Annotated in this window: 20 protein-coding genes; 14 read left to right on the plus strand and 6 right to left on the minus strand. The window is 71.7% G+C overall.

What is annotated here, in order from left to right; all coding sequences use genetic code 11:
• Window positions 1-3 precede the first annotated feature (3 nt).
• Together V7S47_RS23910 and V7S47_RS23915 are read left to right on the plus strand one after the other, a co-directional pair.
• Window positions 4-1113 carry a ferredoxin--NADP reductase gene (locus tag V7S47_RS23910; RefSeq protein ID WP_336563932.1) on the plus strand — a complete coding sequence of 370 codons (1110 nt, stop codon included), beginning with the start codon at window positions 4-6 and terminating at the stop codon, window positions 1111-1113.
• Window positions 1114-1402: 289 nt separating this feature from the next.
• Window positions 1403-2017 carry a hypothetical protein gene (locus V7S47_RS23915; protein ID WP_336563934.1) on the plus strand — a complete coding sequence of 205 codons (615 nt, stop codon included), beginning with the start codon at window positions 1403-1405 and terminating at the stop codon, window positions 2015-2017.
• A gap of 292 nt (window positions 2018-2309) precedes the next feature.
• On the opposite strand, the gene V7S47_RS23920 is transcribed toward V7S47_RS23915, so the two are convergent.
• The gene (locus V7S47_RS23920; RefSeq protein WP_336563935.1) at window positions 2310-2984 is read right to left on the minus strand and encodes an MBL fold metallo-hydrolase; all 675 of its coding nucleotides are present in this window, start codon (window positions 2982-2984) and stop codon (window positions 2310-2312) included.
• A complete protein-coding gene (locus V7S47_RS23925) occupies window positions 2978-3685 on the minus strand; it encodes a maleylpyruvate isomerase family mycothiol-dependent enzyme (RefSeq protein WP_336563936.1) in 708 nt (235 codons plus the stop codon). Before V7S47_RS23925 ends, V7S47_RS23920 begins: the two co-directional genes overlap by 7 nt.
• A 147-nt stretch (window positions 3686-3832) precedes the next feature.
• On the opposite strand from V7S47_RS23925, the gene uvrA reads away from it, so the two are divergent.
• Together uvrA and V7S47_RS23935 are read left to right on the plus strand one after the other, a co-directional pair.
• Window positions 3833-6811: an excinuclease ABC subunit UvrA gene (uvrA, locus tag V7S47_RS23930; RefSeq protein ID WP_090856084.1), complete on the plus strand. Its 2979-nt coding sequence runs from the start codon at window positions 3833-3835 to the stop codon at window positions 6809-6811.
• A 103-nt stretch (window positions 6812-6914) separates the two neighbouring features.
• Complete coding sequence (locus tag V7S47_RS23935) at window positions 6915-7466, plus strand: Rieske (2Fe-2S) protein (protein WP_336563937.1); 552 nt, start codon at window positions 6915-6917, stop codon at window positions 7464-7466.
• Here V7S47_RS23935 and V7S47_RS23940 read toward each other — a convergent pair.
• Window positions 7410-8738, minus strand: a complete 1329-nt coding sequence (locus V7S47_RS23940; protein ID WP_336563938.1) for a pyridine nucleotide-disulfide oxidoreductase — start codon at window positions 8736-8738, stop codon at window positions 7410-7412. The genes V7S47_RS23935 and V7S47_RS23940 overlap by 57 nt on opposite strands.
• A gap of 94 nt (window positions 8739-8832) precedes the next feature.
• Here V7S47_RS23940 and uvrC point away from each other — a divergent pair, with 94 nt between their 5' ends.
• The 9 genes from uvrC (at window position 8833) to V7S47_RS23985 (ending at window position 17548) form a co-directional block, all read left to right on the plus strand.
• The gene (gene uvrC, locus V7S47_RS23945; protein ID WP_336563939.1) at window positions 8833-10830 is read left to right on the plus strand and encodes an excinuclease ABC subunit UvrC; all 1998 of its coding nucleotides are present in this window, start codon (window positions 8833-8835) and stop codon (window positions 10828-10830) included.
• Between the two features lie 3 nt (window positions 10831-10833).
• Window positions 10834-11718 carry an RNase adapter RapZ gene (gene rapZ, locus V7S47_RS23950; protein WP_090856090.1) on the plus strand — a complete coding sequence of 295 codons (885 nt, stop codon included), beginning with the start codon at window positions 10834-10836 and terminating at the stop codon, window positions 11716-11718.
• Window positions 11715-12692: a gluconeogenesis factor YvcK family protein gene (locus V7S47_RS23955; protein WP_090856093.1), complete on the plus strand. Its 978-nt coding sequence runs from the start codon at window positions 11715-11717 to the stop codon at window positions 12690-12692. Before rapZ ends, V7S47_RS23955 begins: the two co-directional genes overlap by 4 nt.
• Before the next feature lie 67 nt (window positions 12693-12759).
• Window positions 12760-13746 (plus strand): DNA-binding protein WhiA, encoded by a 987-nt coding sequence (gene whiA, locus V7S47_RS23960; RefSeq protein ID WP_336563940.1) that lies wholly within the window; start codon window positions 12760-12762, stop codon window positions 13744-13746.
• A 127-nt stretch (window positions 13747-13873) separates the two neighbouring features.
• Window positions 13874-14869: a type I glyceraldehyde-3-phosphate dehydrogenase gene (gene gap / locus V7S47_RS23965; RefSeq protein WP_090856099.1), complete on the plus strand. Its 996-nt coding sequence runs from the start codon at window positions 13874-13876 to the stop codon at window positions 14867-14869.
• Between the two features lie 2 nt (window positions 14870-14871).
• Window positions 14872-16071: a phosphoglycerate kinase gene (locus tag V7S47_RS23970; protein WP_336563941.1), complete on the plus strand. Its 1200-nt coding sequence runs from the start codon at window positions 14872-14874 to the stop codon at window positions 16069-16071.
• A 5-nt stretch (window positions 16072-16076) separates the two neighbouring features.
• Window positions 16077-16877, plus strand: a complete 801-nt coding sequence (gene tpiA / locus V7S47_RS23975; protein ID WP_090856105.1) for a triose-phosphate isomerase — start codon at window positions 16077-16079, stop codon at window positions 16875-16877.
• 31 nt (window positions 16878-16908) lie between these two features.
• The gene (gene secG / locus V7S47_RS23980; protein ID WP_090856108.1) at window positions 16909-17142 is read left to right on the plus strand and encodes a preprotein translocase subunit SecG; all 234 of its coding nucleotides are present in this window, start codon (window positions 16909-16911) and stop codon (window positions 17140-17142) included.
• Window positions 17143-17188: 46 nt separating this feature from the next.
• The gene (locus tag V7S47_RS23985) at window positions 17189-17548 is read left to right on the plus strand and encodes an RNA polymerase-binding protein RbpA (protein WP_090856111.1); all 360 of its coding nucleotides are present in this window, start codon (window positions 17189-17191) and stop codon (window positions 17546-17548) included.
• A 109-nt stretch (window positions 17549-17657) separates the two neighbouring features.
• Here the strand turns inward: V7S47_RS23985 and V7S47_RS23990 are convergent, their stop codons facing one another.
• Together V7S47_RS23990 and V7S47_RS23995 are read right to left on the minus strand one after the other, a co-directional pair.
• Window positions 17658-18611 (minus strand): methyl-accepting chemotaxis protein, encoded by a 954-nt coding sequence (locus V7S47_RS23990; protein ID WP_336563943.1) that lies wholly within the window; start codon window positions 18609-18611, stop codon window positions 17658-17660.
• Window positions 18608-19147, minus strand: a complete 540-nt coding sequence (locus tag V7S47_RS23995; RefSeq protein ID WP_336563944.1) for a PAS domain-containing protein — start codon at window positions 19145-19147, stop codon at window positions 18608-18610. The genes V7S47_RS23990 and V7S47_RS23995 overlap by 4 nt, the downstream gene beginning before the upstream one ends.
• Window positions 19148-19340: 193 nt before the next feature.
• Between V7S47_RS23995 and V7S47_RS24000 the strand changes: the two genes are divergently transcribed.
• Window positions 19341-19880: a hypothetical protein gene (locus V7S47_RS24000; RefSeq protein ID WP_336563946.1), complete on the plus strand. Its 540-nt coding sequence runs from the start codon at window positions 19341-19343 to the stop codon at window positions 19878-19880.
• An 88-nt stretch (window positions 19881-19968) separates the two neighbouring features.
• On the opposite strand, the gene V7S47_RS24005 is transcribed toward V7S47_RS24000, so the two are convergent.
• Window positions 19969-21111 carry a YibE/F family protein gene (locus tag V7S47_RS24005; protein ID WP_336563947.1) on the minus strand — a complete coding sequence of 381 codons (1143 nt, stop codon included), beginning with the start codon at window positions 21109-21111 and terminating at the stop codon, window positions 19969-19971.
• Window position 21112: the final 1 nt, after the last annotated feature.

A 21112-nucleotide genomic window follows, 5' to 3' on the forward strand; every position in this document is an offset into this window, starting at 1 on the left:
CTGATGTCCGACGAGTCCTTCGAGCTGAAGGTCGTGGACGTGGTCGAGGAGACCGCCGACGCGCACTCCATCTCCTTCGAGGTCCCCGCCGGCGCCGAGGAGCGCTTCGCCTACAAGCCGGGCCAGTTCCTGACCCTCGCCGTCCCGTCCGAGCGGACCGGGGTGGCCGCGCGCTGCTACTCGCTGTCCAGCAGCCCGGTCGGCGGCGGAGCGCTGACGGTCACGGTGAAGCGGACCGCCGACGGCTACGCCTCCAACTGGATCTGCGACCACCTGCGCGAGGGCGACAGCATCCGGGTGCTGCCGCCGAGCGGCATCTTCACCCCCGCCTCCCTCAGCGCCGACCTCCTGCTCTTCGCGGGCGGGTCCGGCGTCACGCCGATCGTCTCGATCACCCGCACCGCGCTCCAGCAGGGCACCGGGCGGATCGTGCTGTTCTACGCCAACCGCGACGAGAGCTCGGTCATCTTCGCCCGCGAGCTGACCGAGCTGGCCGCCGAGCACCCCGACCGGCTGCTGGTCGTGCACTGGCTGGAGTCGGTCCAGGGGCTGCCCAGCCAGGAGCAGGTCCGGGCCTTCGCGAGCGCCTACCCGTCGTACGACGCCTTCGTCTGTGGTCCGGCGCCCTTCATGAAGCTGACCGTCGCCGCCCTGAAGGAGCTGGAGTTCCCACGCGAGCGCCGGCACCAGGAGAAGTTCATCTCGCTGGGCGGCAATCCCTTCGGGGATCTGCACGACCAGGAGGTCGCCGAGCACGAGATCGAGGCCGCCGAGAGCGACTCCGACGACACCGGAGCCGACCTGGACGCCGATCCCGCGGCGGCCCGGCCCCAGGGGCCGGTCCGGCTGGAGGTCGAGCTGGACGGGGAGCACCACGCCTTCGACGACTGGGCGCCCGGCACCAGGCTGCTCGACCACCTCGAGTCGAAGGGCGTCAAGGCGCCGTACTCCTGTCGCGAGGGGGAGTGCTCGGCCTGCGCGATCCGGCTCCTCGAGGGCGAGGTGAAGATGCTGCACAACGACGTCCTCGACGAGGAGGACCTGGCCGACGGGATCCGGCTGGGCTGCCAGGCGGTCCCGGTGACGGACACCGTGAAGGTCACCTACAACTGAGCCCGTTGCTGCCGATAGGGGTGGCGAGCCGGGAACAGTGGTCTCCACGTCGCGGCAACAACCGATCCGGTCGTCTGGACCAGTACCACCCGCGAAATCCACAGTTTGGTAACAGCACTCCTACAGGCCGGTGCGGTCTAGTCCACAAAACAATTTCAGACGGTTTCCCTAACCCCGAGGTTTTCGGTCCCGTTGACTGGGTCAGAACCTGCCCACGAAGTACGGACGGCTCCCCCCACAGGCCGGCACCCGCCGGCCACGGTCGTCCGTGTTTTGGAAGGAGGGGGTCATGGTCATTTTTCTTCTCGTCGCCGCTGCCGCTGTTCTCGCGGTGCCGCTCGTCACCGGTCTGCCCGGATCGTCCCCTCGCGGACGTGAGCGCGACCGTCGCCTGCGCTACGTCGCCCGGCACCCCGAGCAGGTGAACACCGGCGACATCAGCCGGATGCTCTCCCGTGAGCTCGACCGCTCGGACGTCGACCTGATCATCGACCGGGCCGAGGCACTCGGCGTGAAGCCGTGGACGATGCTCAGTTGGATCCAGCGCTTCGACGTGCACACCCTGGCCGTCGTCATCGCGGCCGAGCTGAGCCACGAGGAGCTGCTGCTCCACCTCGGCAACGGCACGCTGCCCGACCTCGGCGAGCTGGAGGTGTTCGCCGCGATCAACGGGCTGCCCGCCGCTCAGTCGAAGGCCGCTCGCGGCCCCGCCTCCCGCTCCGCGCTGTCGGGGCCCGCAGCGGTCGCCGTACGCACCGCGACGCCGGGCGTCACGGCCGAGGCCGGCCCGGTCACCTCGAAGATGCCCCCCATCTTCGAGCCGGGCTCCTGGCCCTACGACCAGTTCTCCGACCTTCCGGCCTGGCCGGAGGTCCCCGGGGACCCGGGCGAGCTCGCCGCCTGAGCCACCCAGAACCTCCCGGGCGTCCACGGCCCCCGACAGCACCCGCTGTCGGGGGCCGTGGTCGTCCTGCGGGCCGAGTCAGCAGAAGTTGCGGGCCGAGTCAGCAGAAGTTGCGGGCCGAGTCAGCAGAAGTTGCGGGCCGAGTCGGCACTACTGGTGCTGACTCGGTGCGGGCGTCGCGGGTGGAGGGGCTCGCGGGAACAGATGGGTCTCGACACGCGCCTGCTGACTTCGCGGGCTCAGTCAGAGCGCTCGCTCGACCACCATCAGCGAGCCCGCTGGCGCGTCCTCGCTACCACCCTCTCGTGCGCCACTCGCCGAGGTTGGGGCGCTCGGCGCCGAGGGTCGAGTCGTTGCCGTGACCGGGGTAGAACCAGGTCTCGTCCGGCAGCCGCTGGAAGATCTTGGTCTCGACCTCGTCGATGAGCTGGGCGAACGCGGCCTCGTCGCCGAAGGTGTTGCCGACCCCGCCCGGGAAGAGCGAGTCGCCGGTGAACAGGTGCGGGTGGCCCTGCGGGTCGTCGTACAGAAGCACGATCGAGCCGGGCGTGTGGCCGGCGACGGCGATCACCTCGAGGGTGGCGTCGCCCACGGACACGGTGTCGCCCTGCACGGCGCGGCGCGTGACCGGGACCCCGGTCTGCGAGGTGATGGCGTCCGCGTCCGGCTCGCCCGCCACCACGTCGGCGCCAGTGGCCTTCACGACGTCGGCGAGTGCGCGGTGGTGGTCCCAGTGCTGGTGGGTGGTGACCACCGTGGCCAGGCCGGCCTCGCCGACCAGCGGGAGCACGGTGTCGGGCTCGGCGGCGGCGTCGACCAGCACCTGCTCGCCGGTGCGGGTGCAGCGCAGCAGGTAGCAGTTGTTCGACATCTGCTCGTCGACGGCGACCTTGGTGATGGTCAACGCGGTCAGCTCGCGGGTGTCGGGTGCGCCGCCGGGCGTCACCTCTCCGGTGTAGGTCACCATGCTCCAATCCGGGGCAGCGTGCCGCCCTCGCTCCTCAGTCCGGCGCCGTCCCCCCGCCCCGTGAGCCACCAGCCCAGGGCCGCGGCGGGTCCGGTCACCGCCGGCCCACCGTCCCCGATGGTCCACGAACGGTCAAGATCGGAGGCCGCCGCGATCAGGCCCGCCCCCTCGTCCCGGCGATCCGCCACCGCGTCGAGCAGCAGCACCGCGAAGGCGTCCGGCCAGTCGGCCCAGGAGTACGACGAGTCGAGGTCCGCGTGGTGGATCTCCACCTCCCGCAGGCGCATGTCGAGCACGGCGGCCGCCGCGAAGGATCGGCCGCCGGGTGTCCGCTCCAACCGGGTGGGCCACGCGTCGTCCGGCACCGAGGCGGCGGCGTCGGCGAACCGGGTGATCGAGCCGAGGAGCCGATCGCGCAGTGTGGCGGGACCCGCCGAGGCGAGGGTGTCGATGTCGGAGTCGCGCGCCTCGTCGGAGACGTACATCGGCACCCGCTCGCCCGCCGCGAGCCCGCCGAGCGAGCCGGCGAGCCCCTCGGCGTTCAGGGCGAGGTGGGCGACGACGTGGGCGCGGGTCCATCCGGGCAGGCCGCTGGGCGCGCGCAGGCCGTTGTCGTCGAGGGCGTCGACCGTGCGGACCAGCCGGTGCGAGGCCGGGGCGAGGAGACCGAGGACGCGGGGATCGGGAGTGGGTACCGGCACCCCGTCATCCTCCCCCGCGCGGGGGAGGGTCGCCAGTGCCCGCGCCGGGTTGTCGGTGGCCCGTGAGATCGTGCACAGCACGGTGCCCGGAGTTGTCGCACCCCGTACGATGGCGAACGCCTGTTCGAACAAGTGAGGACCGTTTTCGTGGCCGACCAGCTGATCATCCGGGGCGCCCGGGAGCACAACCTCAAGGACGTCTCACTCGACCTCCCGCGCGACTCCCTGATCGTGTTCACCGGGCTCTCGGGCTCCGGCAAGTCCTCGTTGGCCTTCGACACGATCTTCGCCGAGGGGCAGCGCCGCTACGTCGAGTCGCTGTCGGCCTACGCGCGTCAGTTCCTCGGCCAGATGGACAAGCCCGACGTCGACTTCATCGAGGGACTCTCGCCCGCGGTGTCGATCGACCAGAAGTCCACGTCGAAGAACCCGCGTTCGACGGTCGGCACGATCACCGAGGTCTACGACTACCTCCGGCTGCTCTACGCCCGGGCCGGACGGCCGCACTGCCCGGTCTGCCACGCGCCCATCGAGCGTCAGACGCCCCAGCAGATCGTGGACCGGGTGCTCGGCCTGGAGGAGGGACGGCGGTTCCAGATCCTGGCGCCGGTCATCCGCGGCCGCAAGGGCGAGTACGTCGAGCTCTTCCGCCAGCTGCAGACGCAGGGCTTCTCGCGGGCCCGGGTGAACGGCGAGACCCACACGCTGGACGATCCGCCGAAGCTGGACAAGCAGAAGAAGCACACGATCGAGGTCGTGGTCGACCGGCTGGCGGTCAAGGAGTCCTCGAAGCGGCGGCTGACCGACTCCGTGGAGACGGCGCTCGGGCTCGCCGGCGGGCTGGTGCTCTTCGACTTCGTCGACCTCGACGAGTCCGACCCGGGCCGCGAGCTGAAGTTCAGCGAGAAGATGGCCTGCCCCAACGACCACCCGATCGACACCGACGACCTCGAGCCGCGCTCCTTCTCCTTCAACTCGCCGTTCGGCGCGTGCCCGGCCTGCCACGGTCTCGGCACCCGGATGGAGGTCGACCCCGAGCTGGTCGTGCCCGACCCGGAGGCGACCCTCGGTGAGGGCGCCATCCAGCCGTGGAGCCACGCGACGGTGGCCGACTACTTCCTCCGCCTGCTGGCGGCCCTGGGTGACGAGCTCGGCTTCGACCTCAACACCTCCTGGAACGCGCTGTCGGCCAAGTCCCGCAAGGCGATCATCGAGGGCCACCCGACCAAGGTCCATGTCGTCACCCGCAACCGCTACGGGCGCGAGCGGGCCTACTACGCCGAGTTCGAGGGCGTGCGGTCCTACATCGAACGTCGGCACCGCGAGGCCGAGTCCGACACGAGCCGCGAGCGGCTCGAGGGGTTCATGCGCGAGGTCCCCTGCCCGACCTGCGGCGGCAGCCGGCTCAAGCCGGTCTCGATGGCGGTGACCCTCGGCGGCAAGAGCATCGCCGAGGTGTGCGCGCTCTCGCTCGACCAGTCGTCGGCGTTCCTCGGCTCGCTCGAGCTTTCACCCCGGGAGAAGCAGATCGCCGAGGTGGTGCTGCGCGAGATTCAGCAGCGCCTCCAGTTCCTGCTCGACGTCGGGCTCGACTACCTCTCGCTCGACCGGGCCTCCGGCTCGCTGTCCGGTGGCGAGGCCCAGCGGATCCGGCTGGCGACCCAGATCGGTGCCGGCCTGGTCGGCGTCCTCTACGTCCTCGACGAGCCCTCGATCGGCCTGCACCAGCGCGACAACCAGAAGCTGATCGAGACGCTGGTCCGGCTCAAGGACCTCGGCAACACCCTGATCGTCGTCGAGCACGACGAGGACACGATCAAGGTCGCCGACTGGGCCGTCGACGTCGGGCCGGGAGCGGGGGAGCACGGGGGCCAGGTCGTGCACAGCGGCCCGGTCGCCGACCTGCTGACCCACCCCGACTCGATCACCGGCCAGTACCTCTCCGGGCGTCGCGAGATCGCCGTACCCCCGGTGCGGCGGCCGCGGACGACCGGGCGCGAGCTGACCGTGGTCGGGGCCCGTGAGAACAACCTGAAGAACATCGACGTCACGTTCCCGCTCGGTCTGTTCGTCGCGGTCACCGGCGTCTCCGGCTCCGGCAAGTCGACGCTGGTCAACGACATCCTCTACACCTCGCTGGCCAAGCAGCTCTACAACGCACGCACGATCCCGGGCCGACACACCCGGATCACCGGGCTGGAGCACGTCGACAAGGTCATCCATGTCGACCAGTCGCCGATCGGACGGACCCCGCGCTCCAACCCGGCGACCTACACCGGGGTCTTCGACCGGGTCCGCAAGCTCTTCGCGGACACCCCCGAGGCCAAGATGCGCGGCTACCTCCAGGGCCGGTTCTCGTTCAACGTCAAGGGCGGCCGGTGCGAGGCCTGCCAGGGCGACGGCACCATCAAGATCGAGATGAACTTCCTGCCGGACGTCTACGTCCCGTGCGAGGTCTGTCACGGTGCGCGTTACAACCGCGAGACCCTTGAGGTGCACTACAAGGGCAAGACCATCGCCGAGGTGCTGGACATGCCGATCGAGGAGGCGGTCGACTTCTTCGCGGCCGTCCCGGTGATCTCGCGCTACCTCACCACGCTGGTCGAGGTCGGCCTCGGCTACGTCCGGCTCGGCCAGCCCGCCACCACCCTGTCGGGCGGTGAGGCCCAGCGGGTCAAGCTGGCCACCGAGCTGCAGCGCCGCTCCACCGGTCGCACTCTCTACGTGCTCGACGAGCCGACCACCGGGCTGCACTTCGAGGACATCCGCAAGCTGCTCGGCGTCCTGGGTCGGCTGGTCGACCAAGGCAACACGGTCCTGGTGATCGAGCACAACCTCGACGTCATCAAGACCGCCGACTGGCTGGTCGACATGGGTCCCGAGGGTGGGTCGGGCGGCGGCACGCTGGTCGCGCAGGGCACCCCCGAGGACGTCGTCGCGGTCCCGGACAGCTACACCGGCCAGTTCCTGGCGCCGGTGCTGTCCGGCAAGGAGGCCAAACAGCCGGCCCGCAAGCTGCCGGCGGCGTCCGCGCCGGAGCCGCGGGGCCGGACCGCGGCCTCGGCCTCCAAGCGGGGCGAGCGTGTGGAGCGGTCCCGGGGTCGGGGAGCGAGCCGGTCCTCCTGACGATGAGGACATTCTCATCGAGTCCACAGGTTCCAGCCGTTGTGCTCACGACCGCCGTCGGTAGTGTCATCTTCAACGACTTCCCGCCGAGAGGACCCCGATCGTGACCACGGAGAGCCGCACCACCCGGATCCCGTCCAGCCCCGCCCCTGAGCAGGAATCCGCCGTCGAATCGCGGGCTTGCGCCTGCCTGAGCCGGAGGCGCGCGCTCGCCGGCGCGGTGACGCTCGGGGTCGGCGTACCGTTCCTCGCCGCCTGCGGCTCGGACGAGGCCAGCAGCGGCACCGGCGCATCCGGCACCCCCTCGTCCGCGGGCTCGTCGGGCGCCGCGTCCTCGCCGGCGGCGCCGGCCACGTCCGAGGGTGCCGCCTCCGGCCTCACGACCACGGCCGACATCCCCGTCGGCGGCGGCACGATCTTCGCCGACGAGGGCGTCGTGATCACCCAGCCCACCGAGGGCGAGTTCAAGGGCTTCTCCAACATCTGCACCCACCAGGGCTGCCCGGTGACCGGGGTCGAGGACGGCTCGATCGTCTGCACCTGTCACAACAGCACGTTCTCGATCGAGGACGGCTCGGTGCAGGGCGGGCCGGCTTCGTCAGCGCTGGACGAGGTCGCCCTGACGGTCGAGGGCGACTCCATCAGCCTCGCCTGAGGCGATCGACGCCAGCCACCACCGGTCGCGGGTCGACGCGCGGCGGTCCAGGCGCGCGTCGATCAGCTGCCGCGCCTCGTCGTACCGGTCGGCGCGCAGGAGGGCGGCGATCCGCGCCTCCTCGACGATCTCCCGCTGCGCGTCGGACCCTCCCAGGCGGCGGGCCGCGCCCGCCAGGGCGGCCAGCTCATCGGCGGCTGCCCCCGCCCGGCCGTCGACCAGGTTGCGCAGGGCTCGGGCGAGCGGCGCGACCACCTCGCGGTGCGTGGGGTTCGGGTGGCCCTGGGCGTGGGTCGCCAGCCGGTCCAGGCCGGGGCCGTCCTCGAGCGCGAGCAGCACCACGGCGGCGTGCATCGCCAAGAACGGCGTGGCGGGCCGCTCCAGCACCCCGCGACCCGCGACCGCCGCGACCTCCTCGAGACCGGGGACGTCCTCGGCGCCCGGCGTGATCGCCCAGCGGAAGAGCAGGGACCCGGTGTCGACCAGGGCCCGGCAGCCCAGGCCCAGCTCGGGACGCAGCTGCGTGTCGTGGCGGCGTCGTACGGCGTCGAGGTCGCCCAGCGAGAGCTCGTGCAGCGCCGCGTGCCACGAGAAGTGGCTCAGGCTCTCGGTGCGCCGGCCGGAGCCGGTCACCCAGGAGTCCATCCAGGCCAGCCCGACACGGTGGTCGCCGGTCTCGTAATGGGCGTGCGCCCGGGCGTGGGCCGAGTGGCCCGCGGCCGGCTCGACCGCGAGCGAGCGGCAGGACAGATCCATCGCCTCATCGAAGCGGCGCTGCTCCTGGCGCACGAAGGCGAGCAGCCCGGTGAACCACCAGTCGTCGCCGTACGCCGGGATGGCCTGTTCGACCAGGTCCCAGGCCTCCTCGGGAACCTCGGTCGCGCCCGCGAAGGCGATCGTCGGGACGGCGGCCGACAGCAGCAGGGCGTCGCGCTGGTGGGTGCGCAGGTGCTGCAACAGCGGGCGCGAGTCGCCCCGCACGTGGGCGGCGACCGCGTGCACGTGGCTCCGTTCGCGCTCGGTCGCGCGGTTGGCGTGCAGCTCGGCGTCGCGCAGCCGGGCGTCGAGGTCGACGTTCAGGCACATCTCGTGGCCGAGCAGCGCCAGCGTGGCATGCCCGACCGCGAAGGTCGGGTCGAGGGCGACGGCGGTCGCGACGGCCTCGGCGCCGCCGCCTCGCAGTCGCAGCAGGTCGCCCAGCCCGCGGTCGTACGCCGCGGCAGCCTCGGGGCTGGTGGTGAGGGCGTACCCGTAGGAGTCGCGACACGGCATGAAAGAAGAGTAAGGCACTGGAGTAAAGGGGTGTGGCGGACGCGCGGGATGTGGCCGAGCCTGGACTGTCCCCGGTGGACCGTAGGGTTGAGTCGTGCCTCCCGCCCGTCCTCGCCGCACCTCCCGAGGACCCCTGTCCTACCGTCCCGAGCCGGGCTCGATCCCGACCCAGCCGGGGGTCTACCGGTTCCGTGACCCGCGGGGCCGGGTGATCTACGTCGGCAAGGCCAAGAACCTCCGGGCGCGGCTGTCGTCGTACTTCCAGGACATCGGCAACCTCCACCAGCGCACCGCGACGATGGTGACCACCGCGGCGAGCGTGGAGTGGACGGTCGTCAACACCGAGGTCGAGGCGCTCCAGCTGGAGTACTCCTGGATCAAGGAGTACGACCCCCGCTTCAACGTGAAGTACCGCGACGACAAGTCCTACCCGTGGCTGGCGGTGACCGTCGGCGAGGAGTTCCCGCGGGTGATGGTGGGCCGCGGGGCCAAGCGCAAGGGCACTCGCTACTTCGGGCCCTACAGCCACGCCTGGGCGATCCGCGAGACCGTCGACATCCTGCTGCGGGTCTTCCCGATGCGCTCGTGCAGCAACGGCGTCTTCAAGCGCTCCAGCCAGATCGGGCGACCCTGCCTCCTCGGCTACATCGACAAGTGCTCGGCGCCGTGCGTCGGCAACGTCAGCGCCGAGCAGCACCGCGAGATCGTCGAGGACTTCTGCGAGTTCATGGCCGGCCGCACCCGGCCGTTCACGCGCCGCATCGAGCAGGAGATGTACGCCGCGTCCGACGCCCTCGACTTCGAGAAGGCGGCGCGGCTGCGCGACGACCTGGGCGCGATGGAGCGGGCCCTGGAGAAGCAGGCGGTGGTGCTGGGCGACGGCGCGGACGCCGACGTGATCGCGCTCGCCGAGGACCCGCTCGAGGTGGCGGTGCAGATCTTCTACGTCCGCGGGGGCCGGATCCGCGGTCAGCGCGGGTGGGTCGCCGATCGGGTCGACGAGGGCAGCACCGACAAGCTGGTCGAGGACTTCCTGCTCCAGCTCTACGCCGGCGACCCCGAGTCGATCCCGCGCGAGATCCTGGTGCCCGCGATGCCGCCGGACCCGGCGACCTTCGAGCAGCTGCTCGGCGACCTGCGCGGGGCCAAGGTCGAGATCCGGGTGCCGCAGCGCGGCGACAAGAAGACCCTCCAGGAGACCGTCGCCCGCAACGCCGGTCAGGCGCTGGTGCTCCACAAGACCAAGCGGGCCAGCGACCTGACCACCCGCAACCGCGCGCTCGAGGAGATCCAGGAGGCCCTGGAGCTCGACGAGGTGCCGCTGCGCATCGAGTGCTACGACATCTCGAACCTGCAGGGCACCGAGGTGGTGGCCTCGATGGTGGTCTTCGAGGACGGCCTGGCCCGCAAGGGGGAGTACCGCCGGTTCGTGATCAAGGGCGTCGACGGTCAGAACGACGTCGCGTCGATGCACGAGGTGATCACCCGTCGGTTCCGACGGCTGCTCGACGAGCAGGCCCGATCCGAGGTGAAGCCGGGGGACGAGACGTCCGGTCCGATGCTCGTCGACCCCGAGACGGGTCGCCCGCGCAAGTTCGCCTACGCGCCGGGCCTGGTGGTCGTCGACGGCGGGCCACCCCAGGTCGCGGCCGCCCAGCGCGCGCTCGACGAGCTCGGCATCGACGACATCGCGGTCTGCGGGTTGGCCAAGCGGCTCGAGGAGGTGTGGCTCCCGGGCCAGGAGGACCCGGTGATCCTGGCCCGTTCCTCGGAGGGGCTCTACCTCCTCCAGCGGCTGCGTGACGAGGCCCACCGGTTCGCCATCACCCACCACCGGTCGCGGCGGTCGAAGACGATGGTCGACAGCCTGCTCGACGACATCCCGGGACTGGGCGAGGTCCGTCGCAAGACCCTGCTGAAGCACTTCGGGTCGTTGAAGAAGCTGCGGGCCGCGAGCGTCGAGGAGATCGCCCAGGTGCCCGGCATCGGCACCCGGACGGCGACCGCGATCAAGGACTCCGTCGCGGCCGCCGCCGAGACCCGCAAGACTGTCTCCGTGAACACCGCGACCGGCGAGATCGACGAGGGCTGAGCCATGGACCACTCCGCCACTTCCCCGGCGCCGACGGGTGAGCTGGTCGTCGTGACCGGCATGACGGGCGCCGGTCGCAGCACGGCCGCCAAGGAGCTGGAGGACCTCGGCTTCTTCGTCATCGACAACCTGCCGCCGAGCCTGCTCAGCGACGTGGTGCGCCTGGTCGACGAGAGCCGCGGCGCGCGCCAGCCGATCGCCGTCGTGGTCGACGTCCGGTCGGGGTCGTTCTTCGACTCCCTCCAGGCCAACCTGGCCCACGAGTCCAGCGGGCGGCACGCCACCCTGGTCTTCCTCGACGCCACCGACGAGGTGCTGGTCCGGCGTCAGGAGGCCGCCCGACGTCCGCACCCGCTGCAGGGCAGCGGGCGGCTGCTCGACGGGCTCGAGCGTGAGCGCGTGGCCCTGGCCGACCTCCGCGCCAACGCCGATCTGGTCATCGACACGAGCGCGCTCAACGTCCACCAGCTCACCGATCGGATCTCCGAGGCGTTCGGTACGCCCGACACGACCCGCCTGCGGGTCACGGTCCTGAGCTTCGGGTTCAAGTACGGCATCCCGGTCGACGCCGACTTCATCGCCGACATGCGGTTCCTGCCCAATCCCCACTGGATCCCCGAGCTGCGCCCCGGCACCGGTCAGGACACCGAGGTCGCCGACTACGTGCGCAGCCGGCCGGGGGCCGAGGAGTTCCTCGACGGCTATGTGCCGGTGCTGACCGGGGTGGCCGCCGGCTACCTCCGTGAGGGCAAGCGGTTCATGCGGGTCGCCATCGGCTGCACGGGCGGCAAGCACCGCAGTGTCGCGATGACCGAGGAGATCGCGCGCCGTCTCTCGGAGCAGGGCTTCGTCGCCCGGGCCGTGCACCGCGACCTGGGTAAGGAATGACCGGGCCCCGTGCCCAGTCGGTCGTCGCCTTCGGAGGCGGGCACGGCCTGCACGCCTCCCTCCGGGCCCTGCGCCGCCTGGTCGACGACCTGACCGTCGACGAGCTGACCGCGGTCGTGACCGTGGCCGACAACGGCGGCTCGTCCGGCCGGCTGCGCGGCCAGTTCGGGGTGCTCCCACCCGGCGACCTCCGGATGGCCCTCGCTGCCCTCTGCGGCGACGACGAGTGGGGGACCACCTGGTCCAACGTCCTCCAGCACCGCTTCGCGGGCGACGGCGACATGAACGGCCACGTCGTCGGCAACCTGCTGATCGTCGGGCTCTGGGAGCTGCTGGGCGACCACGTCGACGCCCTCGACCGGGTCGGACGCCTCCTCGGTGCGACCGGACGGGTGCTCCCGATGGCGCTGACCCCCATGGACATCACGGCCGACGTCCGGGGCCTGGTCCCCGGCGACCCCGACGCGCTGACCCTCGTCCGCGGCCAGGTGGAGGTGGCGACGACCGACGGGGTGATCGTCGAGATCGCCCTCGACCCGCCCGACCCCGAGCCCTGTCCCGAGGCCGTGGCGGCCGTGGAGGAGGCCGACTGGGTGGTGCTCGGACCCGGCTCGTGGTTCACCTCGGTGATCCCTCACCTCAAGGTGCCGGCGATGCGCGACGCGCTCGTGGGCTCCGACGCCCGGGTGGTCGTCGTGCTCAACCTGGAGGAGCAGGCGGGGGAGACCCCCGGCTTCGGCCCCGCCGACCACCTCGCGGTGCTCGCCGAGCACGCCCCCGACCTGCAGGTCCACACCGTGCTCGCCGACCGCGGGAGCGTCGGCGACGACCTCGCCGAGCTCCAGCAGCTGGTGACCGCCAGTGGTGCCACGCTGGTCGTCGACGACGTGGCCGAGCACGTCGGATCCGCACGGCACGACCCGGCTCTGCTGGCGGCGGCGTACGCCCGGATCCTCGAGCGGCGCTGGGGCTGAGATCCGGCTCACGGGCCGGTGCCCCTGACCTCGGACGGTGATTGACGGCCGTGGCAGGATCGGCGGCATGGCGATGACGGCACAGGTGAAGGCGGAACTCGCCAGCACCCAGACCACCAAGACGTGCTGCCGCAAGGCCGAGGTGGCCTCGTTGCTGCGGTTCGCCGGCGGTCTGCACATCGTGAGCGGGCGGATCGTGGTCGAGGCGGAGCTGGACACGGGCGCCGCGGCGCGGCGGCTGCGCACCGACATCCTCGAGGTCTACGGCCACCAGGCCGACGTCGTGGTGGTGCAGGGCAACGGCCTGCGCAAGGGCAGCCGGTACCTCGTCCGGATCGCCCGCGACGGTGAAGCCCTGGCCCGCCAGACCGGACTGCTGGACCCGCGTGGTCGCCCGGTGCGCGGCCTGCCGCCGGCCGTCGTCTCCGGGGGCGGATGCGACGCCGTCGCCGCCTGGCGCGGAGCCTTCCTGGCCCACGGCTCGCTGACCGAGCCCGGCCGGTCGTCCTCGCTGGAGGTCACCTGTCCCGGCCCCGAGGCCGCGTTGGCCCTCGTCGGCGTCGCCCGCCGGCTCGGCATCCAGGCCAAGGCCCGCGAGGTGCGCGGCGTCGACCGGGTCGTGATCCGTGACGGCGACGCCATCGGCCAGCTGCTGACCCGCCTCGGTGCCCACGAGTCGCTGATGGCCTGGGAGGAGCGGCGGATGCGTCGCGAGGTCCGCGCGACGGCCAACCGGCTGGCGAACTTCGACGACGCCAACCTGCGCCGCTCGGCCCGCGCCGCGGTCGCGGCGGGTGCCCGCGTCGAGCGGGCGATCGAGATCCTCGGCGAGGACATCCCCGACCACCTGCAGCTCGCGGGCTCCCTGCGGCTGGAGCACAAGCAGGCCTCGCTCGAGGAGCTCGGCCAGCTGCACGACCCGGTGCTCACCAAGGACGCGATCGCGGGCCGGATCCGGCGACTGCTGGCCATGGCCGACAAGCGCGCCGAGGAGCTCGGCATCCCCGACACCGAGGCCTCGCTGACCCCGGACATGCTGGTTGACGAGGCATGACGTCCTGATCTCGCCAGGACGTTCGTCGGTTACCCGCACGTAGGCCGGTCCGGCCCTCGGGTGGGCCGCCCGGGGCATATAGGGTCGGTGTGACAGCCAGAAGCCCGCGTCCTGAGGAGCAAGCGCAGTGACCGTTCGTGTAGGTATCAACGGGTTCGGCCGGATCGGCCGCAACTTCTTCCGCGCCGTACGCGCGTCCGGTCTCGACATCGAGATCGTCGGCGTGAACGACCTGACCGACAACGCGGTCCTGGCCCACCTGCTGAAGTACGACTCCATCCTGGGTCGCCTGGACGCCGACGTGTCCGCGACCGACGACGCGATCGTCGTCGGCGGCAAGGAGATCAAGGCGTTCGCCGAGCGCAACCCGGCCGACCTCAAGTGGGGCGACCTGGGCGTCGACGTCGTCGTCGAGTCCACCGGCTTCTTCACCGACGCCACCAAGGCCGCCGCCCACGTGCAGGCCGGCGCCAAGAAGGTCATCATCTCGGCGCCCGCCTCCAACGAGGACATCACCGTCGTGATGGGCGTCAACCACACGCAGTACGACGCCGCGAAGCACACCGTGATCTCCAACGCGTCGTGCACCACGAACTGCCTCGGCCCGATGGCCAAGGCGCTCAACGACGGCCTCGGCATCAACAAGGGCCTGATGACCACGATCCACGCCTACACCGCGGACCAGAACCTCCAGGACAACATCCACAAGGACCTGCGCCGCGCCCGCGCCGCCGCCCTCAACGTGGTGCCGACCTCGACGGGTGCCGCCAAGGCGATCGGCCTGGTCCTGCCCGAGCTGAAGGGCAAGCTCGACGGGTACGCCCTGCGCGTCCCGGTCCCGACCGGCTCGGCCACCGACCTCACCTTCGAGGCGGCCCGCGAGACCACGGTCGAGGAGGTCAACGAGATCGTGAAGGCAGCGGCCGACGGCCGGTTCCTGAAGTACTCGACCGACCCGATCGTCTCCTCCGACATCGTCACCGACCCGGCGTCGTGCATCTTCGACGCGCCGCTGACCAAGGTCATCGGCAACCAGGTCAAGGTCGTCGGCTGGTACGACAACGAGTGGGGCTACTCCAACCGCCTCGCCGACCTGATCGACTACATCGGCGAGACCCTCTGACCGTGGGCGACTTCGCTGGACTCGGAGACGTGAGCGGCAAGCGCGTCCTGGTCCGTTCCGACCTGAACGTGCCGCTCGACGGCACCACCATCACCGACGACGGCCGGATCCGAGCCAGCGTCCCGACCATCCGCGCGCTGGCCGAGGCCGGCGCGCGGGTGGTCGTGACCGCCCACCTCGGCCGCCCGAAGGGCGCGCCCGAGGACCGCTACTCCCTCCGCCCGGTCGCCGCTCGCCTCGGCGAGCTGCTCGGCCAGGACGTCGCGTTCGCGACCGACACGGTCGGAGACTCCGCTCGCTCGACCGTCGCGGCCTTGGCCGACGGCCAGGTCGCGGTGCTCGAGAACGTCCGCTTCAACGCGGGCGAGACGAGCAAGGACGACGCGGAGCGAGGGGCGTTCGCCGACCAGCTGGCGACACTGGCCGACGCGTTCGTCTCGGACGGCTTCGGGGTCGTGCACCGCAAGCAGGCGTCGGTGTACGACGTCGCGCAGCGGCTCCCGCACGCCATGGGCGGCCTGGTCGCCACCGAGCTCGACGTCATGAAGCGGCTGACCGAGTCGCCGCAGCGACCGTACGTCGTCGTCCTCGGCGGCTCGAAGGTCTCCGACAAGCTCGGCGTGATCGACAACCTGCTCGGCAAGGCCGACCGCCTGCTGATCGGCGGCGGCATGGTCTTCACCTTCCTCAAGGCCCAGGGCCACGAGGTCGGCAAGAGCCTCCTCGAGGACGACCAGCTCGACACCTGCCGGGCCTACCTGGCCCGGGCTGAGGAGTCCGGCGTGCAGATCGTGCTGCCGACCGACATCGTGGTCGACACCGCGTTCCCGGCCGGTGACCGGACCCCCGAGCCGCAGGTCGTGGCGGCCACCGAGATCCCGGCCGACGCCCTGGGCCTCGACATCGGCCCCGAGTCCGGTGCCGCCTTCGCGGCGGCCCTGGCCGACGCCCGCACGGTCTTCTGGAACGGGCCGATGGGCGTCTTCGAGGTCGAGGCGTTCGCCGAGGGCACCCGCGCGGTTGCCGAGGCCCTGACCAAGGTCGACGGTCTCTCGGTCGTCGGTGGCGGCGACTCCGCCGCGGCCGTGCGCACGCTCGGCTTCGACGAGGCCGCGTTCGGACACATCTCCACCGGCGGTGGTGCCTCCCTCGAGTACCTCGAGGGCAAGGAACTTCCCGGCATCAAGGTCCTGGAGGACTGACACCCATGCCCAAGGCTGCCGCCCGCGTCCCGATCATGGCGGGCAACTGGAAGATGAACCTCAACCACCAGGAAGCGGTGGTGCTGGTCCAGAAGCTGGCCTGGACGCTGTCCGACAAGCGTCACGACCATGCCAAGGTCGAGGTCGTCGTCGTCCCGCCGTTCACCGACCTGCGCTCGGTCCAGACCCTGGTAGACGGCGACCGGCTCGCGGTCAAGTACGCCGCCCAGGACGTCTCCGTGCACGACTCCGGCGCCTACACCGGCGAGATCTCGGCCGGCATGCTGGCCAAGCTCGGCTGCTCGTACGTCGTGGTCGGGCACAGCGAGCGCCGTGAGTACCACGGGGAGACCGACGAGGTCGTCAACGCGAAGGCGCGCAAGGCGCTGGACGCCGGGATCACCCCGATCGTCTGCGTCGGCGAGGGCCTGGAGGTCCGTCAGGCGGGGGAGCACGTCGCCCACTGCCTGACCCAGGTCACCGGCTCGCTGGCCGGCTTCACCGCCGAGGAGGTCGCCGGGCTGGTGGTCGCCTACGAGCCCGTCTGGGCGATCGGCACCGGCGAGGTCGCTACTCCGGAGGACGCCCAGGAGGTCTGCGCGGCCATCCGGGTGGGCATCCGCGAGCAGCACGGCGACGCCGCGGCGGACGCCGTCCGCATCCAGTACGGCGGCTCCGTGAAGGCGGGCAACGTCGCCGGGATCATGGCCAAGGACGACGTCGACGGCTGCCTGGTGGGCGGCGCGAGCCTGCAGGTCGACGAGTTCAGCGGGATCTGCCGCTTCTACGACATGCCGGTCCTGTGATCCGCGCAGACGTGCCGTAGGATTTCGCCCCGTGACTACCGTCTTCACTGTCGTGCTCATGATCACGAGCGGCCTGATGATCCTCATGGTGCTCCTGCACAAGGGTCGCGGAGGTGGCCTCTCCGACATGTTCGGCGGCGGCGTCTCCAGCTCCCTGGGCGGCTCCTCCGTCGCCGAGCGGAACCTCGACCGGCTCACGGTCGGGATCGGCGTCATCTGGTTCGCCACCGTGATCGCGCTCGGCCTGCTGCTCGCTTACCCCTGATCAGTTCCCCCTCGGGACCCCCTCGAAGAGACAGGACACCGTCGTAGTGGCTGGTGGAGGAAACGCCATTCGTGGAAGTCGGGTCGGTGCCGGCCCGATGGGCGAGGCGGAGCGTGGCGAGGCTGCCCCGCGGCAGGCCGTGTCGTACTTCTGCTCGCGCGGCCACAGTGCCGTGGTGACGTTCGCCGTCGAGGCGGTCGTCCCGGATTCGTGGGACTGTCCCAAGTGCGGCCTGCCGGCCGGGCGTGACTCGGAGAACGCGCCGCCGGCGACCAAGATCGAGCCCTACAAGACGCACCTGGCCTACGTGAAGGAGCGTCGCTCCGACCAGGAGGCCCAGGACATCCTGGACGAGGCGCTCCAGCTGCTGCGTTCGCGCCGCAAGTCCGGCGACCTGATCTTTTGACGGGGACGCGCCAGCGGACTCGTCGTCGGTGGTCGAGCGAGCGGCGCGACTGAGGCACGAAGTCGCGACCCGCGTGTCGAGACCTGATCCTGCTCCCGCGAGCAGCTCCTCAGCTCCGCAGCTCGTCCACGAACTCGCCGACCTCGGCCCGCAGCAGCTCGGCCAGCTCGGCCAGGCCCTGCATCGGACCGGCGTCCACCCCCGCGGCCGTGCTCTGGCTGCCGTCGACGGCGACCCAGACGGCGTCGACCATCGGGGACATCTCACGGACCGTGGTCTCCACGGTGCCCATCGCCGCGGTGCTGGCGACCGCGGCCTCCTGCATGGCCTGCACCTGCTCGGTGATCCGCTCGGTCGAGCGGGCGGTGGAGTCGGCGAGCGACTTCACCTCGGTGGCGACGACCGCGAAGCCGCGGCCGGTCTCGCCGGCCCGGGCCGCCTCGATGGTGGCGTTGAGGGCCAGCAGCCGGGTCTGGGCGGCGATCGAGGAGATCACCTGGACGACGTCCTGGATCTCGGTGGACGCCGCCTTCAGCCCGCGCACGGTCGTGCCGGCCTCGTCGGACTGGGTGACCGCGTGGCGGGCCGAGTCGGACAGCCCCGCGGCGGTGGCGCTCAGCTCGGTCGCGGCGGCGGCCAGCTGCTCGGCGACCTGAGCGACGGTCTGCTCCAGCCGGTCGGCGAGCTCGAGGCGTCGGGCGGTCGCGGCGTCCAGACGTTCCTGGGTCGCCGCCATCTCAGCCGTGGCGGCGTTGATGGTGGCGGCGCCGGCGCGGAAGACGCCGCGGGTGCCGGCCGCCAGGAACCGTCGGTAGAAGCGGCCGGCGCTGGCGGCCTCCAGTGAGGCGGCGGACTCGCGCACGTAGGCGTCGGTGCGGTCGAGCAGCCGGTTGAGCGCGGTGCGCAGCTCCAGCAGGTCCGGATGCCCGTCCGTGCCGGGTACGGCGGCCGCCCGCACCTCCAGGTCACCGTCGGCCGCGGCGCGGCAGGTGCGCAGCCATTCGGAGGCGGCCGCGGCGTGCACGGCGGCGGCGTCGGGACCGCTCGCGCGGCGGCGCCTCATGCCGCGCACCGCGAGGTCAGGCTCCACACCAGCTCGTCGTACGACGTGTCGAGGTCCGCGAGGTGGGCCTCCAGCAGGGCCAGTCCCGCGGCGGCGGCCTCGGGGGCCTTCGTGAAGCGGCGCTCCTCGAGGAGCATCCGCTGGTAGACCGGCTGCACGGCTCGGATCGCCTGCGGGTCGGGGAGCCGACGGTTGGAGTGGTAGCCCACCACGCGGCCCGCGGCGTCGAGGCTGGGGGTGACGTGCGCGAGCACCCAGTAGTGAGCGCCGTCGCTGGCCAGGTTCACGACGTAGGCGAAGATCTCCCGGCCCTCGGCGAGGGTCTGCCAGAGCAACCGGAAGACACCGCGGGGCATCTCGGGGTGGCGGATCATGTTGTGCGGGCTGCCGAGCATCTCGCTCTCGGGGTAGGCCGAGACACGGCAGAAGACGTCGTTGGCGTAGGTGATCCGGCCCTGGAGGTCGGTCTTGGTCACGATGACCTCGTCGGCCCCGAAGGTGCGCTCGACGCCGGTCGGGCGAAGGGTGGTCGGCATGTCTGGGCCATCGGTGGCGTCGGTCACGCGTTGAGGAGAACCCCGCCGGATCGGGACTTCTCGGGACCAAAGTCCCGAGAACTTGTCACCCGCGTGCCAACTCCCGTCGTCGTCCTCGCCGGTCGGGTGTGCGAGCGGTGCCGACGGGTCATCGTCGGTACCGGTGAGTTCGCCCGGGACGAGGGAGCCGAGCATGGGCAGCGAGGGGACCGACGTGCTGGGACGGCTGCGCGAGGGGGTGCACGGGATCGCCTGGCGTACTCCCCAGCGCCTGGTCGCGGACCAGCCAGTGGTCCTGGTCGGCGTGATCGAGCGGGTTGCGGCCGGGCCGGACCGGGTGACGGCCGCCTGGCACGGTCCGGTGCGGCACCGCGCGGTGCTGGTGGGCGTGAGCGTCCTGCAGGTGCTCAAGGACGGTGAGGGAATCGTGCATGGACCCGCGGTCGACGTCTCGCTGCCTCGGGGGGACGAGGCACTGCGGCCCGACGGGACACCACTCCGGCAAGATCCGCACCCCACGCTGGCCGAGGTGCAGGCCGCTCTGCCGGCGGGTCTCCGGGTGCTGGTCGCCTCGCGCCCCGAGCGCCGCCACGGTACGACGGACGCCGCCGTCCTGCTCGACGGCCGGCACCCCCAGAAGCTGGTCGTCGACCGGGCTGGCTGCGAGCTCCCGGAGTGGCCGGGCCGGACGTTCGCCGACCTCCTGACCGACGTCCGCCGGGGGCTCAGATGACGAGGTCCGAGGGATCGCACGCTCCGCGGTGCTCATCACGCACGCGCTGAGCACTGCTCGCCTGCACGCCCCCTCGGCCCTCGCCATCTCAGCGGACGCGGGTGAGCGTGAGCGCGGCCAGTGCCGTGGTCATCGGCACCGCGGCGACCAGGCCGAGGGTCGCGACCGCGCTGCGCACGATCTCCTGCGCGATGACCTGGTTGGTGACGACGCCTCCGAGCGAGTCGTTGCTGGCGACGATGAGGATCACCAGGGGCAGCGAGGAGCCGGCGTACGCCAGGACGATGGTGTTGACCACCGACGCGACGTGGGCCCGACCGACGCGGCTGCCGGCGCGGTAGAGCTGCCGGAAGCCGTACGACGGATCCGCCTGCTTGACCTCGGCGACGGTGGCGGCCTGGGTGATGGTGACGTCGTCGAGCACGCCGAGCGAGCCGATCACGATGCCGGCCAGCAGCAGGCCCGCGGTGTCGACGCCGTAGGTGTCCCCGACGGAGGCGGAGAGGTCGTCGGTGACGCCGGTGAGGTGCAGCGCGGCGACGGCTCCGTAGCCGAGCAGCCCGGTCAGCGCCAGGCTGCCGAGCGTTCCGACGAGCGCGACCGTCGTCGAGAGCGTGAGGCCGTGGGTGAGGTACAGGACGACCAGGGCGATCAGGGCGGAGCCGACGACGGCCACGAGCAGCGGTGACTCACCGGCCAGGATCGCGGGGACCACGAAGGCGAGGAGCACTCCGAAGGTCACGGCGAGCCCCCCGAGCGCCAGCAGGCCGCGCCAGCGGCCGAACGCGACCACCGCCAGGGCGAACGCGATCGCCAGGACCCACATCTGGCTGCCGCGCCGGTGGTCGACGATCGTGTACGACGCCCCGTCCGGCCCCGGCGTCGCGATCAGCACCACCTGGTCGCCCTCGGCCACCCGGGGCGCGCCGGCGCCGTTGGGCAGCGCGACGTCGCGCTCCCGGGTCTGCCCGCTCTCGGTCAGCTCGACCGTCGCGGTGCCGCAGCCGTTGACGTCGTCGCTGAGCTCCTCGGTGCAGGGCTGCCGGTCCAGGCCGGTCACGAGCCCCGAGAACTCCTCGGCGGCCGAGTCGGCGCGGTCGGGTCCGTCCGAGGGCCAGAGCCACACGACCGCGACGAGGGTGACGACGGCCAGGGGCAGGACGACGGCGAGGGTCAGGCGGCGCATCCACCGCGAGTCGGTCGTCGCGTGCCGCGGGTGGTGCGCCCCCATC

This window comes from Nocardioides sp. CCNWLW216 (genome assembly GCF_037120545.1).
GTDB lineage: Bacteria > Actinomycetota > Actinomycetes > Propionibacteriales > Nocardioidaceae > Nocardioides > Nocardioides lianchengensis.